Source organism: Nocardioides sp. P5_C9_2 (assembly GCF_054049555.1).
In genome coordinates this window covers 1-3,757 of record NZ_JBFUMD010000392.1, presented here as the reverse complement: position 1 = coordinate 3,757, position 3,757 = coordinate 1, and the positions used below count along the sequence as shown (strand labels likewise).

At 69.0% G+C, this 3,757-nt stretch carries 3 protein-coding genes; all 3 read left to right on the top strand.

What is annotated here, in order from left to right; translation table 11 throughout:
- Positions 1-1,545: type II secretion system F family protein (locus tag ACXJKL_RS16750; protein WP_457208154.1), on the top strand; the 1,545-nt coding region annotated here is incomplete at its 5' end.
- 1 nt (position 1,546) lies between these two features.
- Positions 1,547-2,482: a type II secretion system F family protein gene (locus tag ACXJKL_RS16745; RefSeq protein WP_457208153.1), complete on the top strand. Its 936-nt coding sequence runs from the start codon at positions 1,547-1,549 to the stop codon at positions 2,480-2,482.
- The coding region (locus ACXJKL_RS16740; protein ID WP_457208152.1) for a histidine kinase at positions 2,482-3,757 on the top strand (1,276 nt) is incomplete at its 3' end. The genes ACXJKL_RS16745 and ACXJKL_RS16740, both read left to right, overlap by 1 nt.

Here is a 3,757-nt window from a genome sequence, read left to right as displayed (position 1 = left end):
GCCCCGAAGGACGTGACCATCGGCATGGTCACGTTCGCCGGCAACGCGGTCGACTCCATCGCGCCGACCACGGACCACGCGTCGGTCGCCGCAGCCCTCGACGCGGTAACCCTCACCAAGGGCACGGCCGTCTACGACGCCATCCGTGCCGGTGTCAACCTCGCCGGTGACGAAGGCTCCCGCTCGCTCCTCGTCCTGTCCGACGGCGCCGACACGAGCAGCAATTCGACCCTCGCCGTGGCCATCAACGACGCCAAGGAGGCCGGGGTCGTCGTCGACGTCGTCTCCATCGGCACGGCCGACAAGGCCGGGTCCCTCGCGGCGCTCGCGGAGAACACCGGCGGCGCGGTCATCCCGGCGGACCCGACGGCGCTCCGCGCTGTCTTCACGGCGCAGGCGGACGCCCTCGCCGAGCAACTCCTGCTCACCTTCGACTCGCCCTCCGACGTCAACGGCGAGGCGACGATCACCGTCAGCGCCGACGCCGGTGAGACAACCTACGTCGACTCGGCCTTCGTGACCCTCGATTCCGGCGGCGCCTCGGCTCCGAAGGTGGTCGATCGGGGCAAGGCTCTCGTCAGTAAGCCGGTCATGCTGGCCGGAGTTCTGGCGGTGTTCCTGGGCCTCTCGGGTCTCCTGGCCTCGGTGCTCACCGGCTCTGGGAAGTCGACGGCCGAGACGCGTCTCGACGCCTACTTCGATCCGACCGGCAGGAAAGACCGTCGTCGTCGCACCACCTCGTCCGGCTCCTTGGACCTCAAGGAAACCGCCGTCTCCGTAGCGTCGAAGGCCGTGAACGGCAACCTCGAAACCCGCGTCTCCCAGCGCTTGGCGGGTGCAGGATCCGCACTCACAGCCGCCGAATGGGTTCTCCTTCACGCGGGCATCGCGGTCGGTGCCGCAGCAGTGGGTTTCGTTCTAAGCGGCCTCGGACTAATGGTGCTGTCGTTCGTATTGGGACTGGTGCTCCCTTGGGCATCCTTGAAATGGCGTCATCGACGACGCCTCGGCAGGTTCAACGGACAACTCGCGGAGACGCTCGGCATGCTGGCCGGTGGACTACAGGCCGGACTTTCCCTTCCCCAGGCCGTGGACAGCGTGGTCGCCGAAGGCCACGAGCCCATGGCCGGCGAGCTGCGTAGGGTCTTGGTGGAGCAGCGACTGGGGATCGATATCACCGACGCGCTTGCGGCTGTGGGCGAGCGGATGGAGAGCGAGGACTTCGGCTGGGTGGTGATGGCCATCCGGATCCAGCGTGAGGTCGGCGGCAACCTGGCCGAGATCCTGCACACCGTCGCCGAGACCCTGCGCGAGCGCGAGTACCTCCGCCGCCAAGTCAAGGCGCTGAGCGCCGAAGGTCGCCTGTCCGGCTACATCCTGGTCGGACTTCCTCCCCTGATCTTCATCTACATGACGTTCGTCAACCGGGATTACATCTCCCTGCTGTATACGACGTTCCCGGGCATGCTCATGCTGGCCGCGGCCGGAGTGCTTCTGGGCCTGGGCTCGTTCTTCATGTCCAAGCTCGCAACAGTGAAGGTCTGACGTGGACAGCGTTCTCCTCCTCGCCGGTGCCGGCCTCGTCTTCGGCGCCATCACCCTCGCTCTCTCCATCATCGGCGTGACCTCGTCCGAACGACGCGGCGTCGCCYGGTCGGTGGCGGCCATCCAGGCCATCGACAGCGCACCGGCCGTCCTCAAGCAGGAGATCGAGAAGCCCTTCGGGGAGCGGGTGCTCGGACCGCTCGGCGACCGGCTTGTCGATACGGGTCGCAAGATCGTCCGCGCCGACACCGCCGCCAAGCTCCAGTACCGCCTCGACATCGCCGGCAACCCGCCGGCCTGGGACGTCAACCGCATCATCGGCCTCAAGGTGCTTGGCATGGCCGTCATCGGGATGCTGGGTCTCCTCTACATCCTCGGCCAGGGTTGGCCGTTCTACCGGGTCGTCGTCGCGACGGGGCTCCTCACCGCCTTCGGCTACGTCCTGCCCAACGTGCTGCTCTACAATGCGGGCAAGAAGCGTGAGACGCTGATGCGCAACTCGCTGCCCGACGCCATCGACCTGCTGACGGTCTCGGTCRAGGCAGGCCTGGGGTTCGACGCCGCCGTCGACCGGGTGGCGCGCAACACCGACGGCCCGCTGTCCCAGGAGTTCGCGCGGCTCCTCCAGGAGATGCAGCTCGGGCTCGGTCGCGTCGAGGCGATGCGAGCTACGGCGCAACGCACCTCCCTCGACGACCTCAAGTCGTTCTGCAACTCCATGGTGCAGGCCGACGCGCTCGGCATTCCGATCGGCCGGGTGCTGCGCGTGCAGAGCACGGAGATGCGGACCAAACGTCGCCAGCGCGCCGAGGAGAAGGCTCAGCAGGTGCCCGTGCGGATGATGATCCCGCTGGTGCTGTTCATCCTGCCGTRCCTGTTCATCGTGATCCTCGGGCCCGCTGGTATCCAGATCGCCGACACGTTCAGCACCATGTGATGCCGTCCCTCCGTCCGCTCCGCTCGACCCCGGAGCCCCTGGCGCCTCCGGGCATGGCCGGGCGTTCCTGGCGCGTGACCACGGCCTTCCGGGTCTTCGTGCTGGCTCTGGCGACGGGGTTGCTGCTGGGTCAGTCGACCGCAGGCAGGTCGGCCCCACTGCTGGTCGCCCTGATGTTGGTCGCCTGCGCGGCCTCGTTGCTGGAGATGGGCGCGCCCCGCCCGCTCGTGCGCTGGGTGCCGGTCGGGGAGGTCGTCCTCGTGGCCATCCTGCTCGGTTCCACCCCCCACCAGGCGGGCCTGTCGGTCTACCTCGCGGTGCCCGCCGTGGTGGCCGGGGTCCGTCATGGGCTGGTCACCACGATCAACGTCGCCGTGACCGGCGTCCTCGTGCTCCTCACGACGCTCGCGCTCACCGCCGCCGAGGCCGAGGGAGCTCATCTGGCCGACAGCCTCACGTGGCTGGTCGTGGGGCTGGGCATGGGCGCGCTGGCCAGCTGGCAGACCCGGTCGGTCCGCGACCTCCAGGCGCAGCAGGCGCCCTACGCCGCTGCCCACCAGCTCCTCTCCCAGCTGCACAGGCTCACCCAGCGAGGCGAGGTCGGTCTCGACGTCCGGTCCCTCGCTGCCCGTCTCGACGCTGACCTGCGTGCAGTGACAGGAGCCACGCGATCCGCGGTCGTGGCGGGTGGCACGTACGTCTCGCCGGACCTGCTGGCCGCCCACGGAGACCCCGTTGACCTGCTCCGGCACGCTTGCACAGACCCTGCCGTGGTCCCCCCCACGATGCACGTCGTGCCGCTCCTCGGAGCCGACCACCGTGTGGGGACCGCGGTGCTCTACCGGGCCGACGGGTGGACGAGCAACCTGCGCAGCGGCGCGGCCGAGGTGGCCGGCGACCACTCCGTCCGGCTCGACACCGCGCTGCTCTTCGACTCGGTCCGGGTGGTCGCCACGACGGAGGAGCGCAACCGCATCGCCCGGGAGATGCACGACGGCGTCGCCCAGGAGATCGCCGCGCTCGGCTACGTAGTCGACGAGATCGAGTCCACCACTGACGAACCTGCCATCCGCACGCTCTCCGCAGGCCTCCGCGACGAGATCACCCGCGTGGTGGCCGAGCTCCGCTTCTCCATCTTCGACCTCCGCCACGACATCACCGACGGCCACCTCGCCAGTGCCCTTGCGGAGTACGTCCGTGAGGCCGGGCACCGCACCGACCTGCACGTCCACCTCACGCTTGACGAGTCGGGCCCGTCCCTGCCGCTGCGTACCC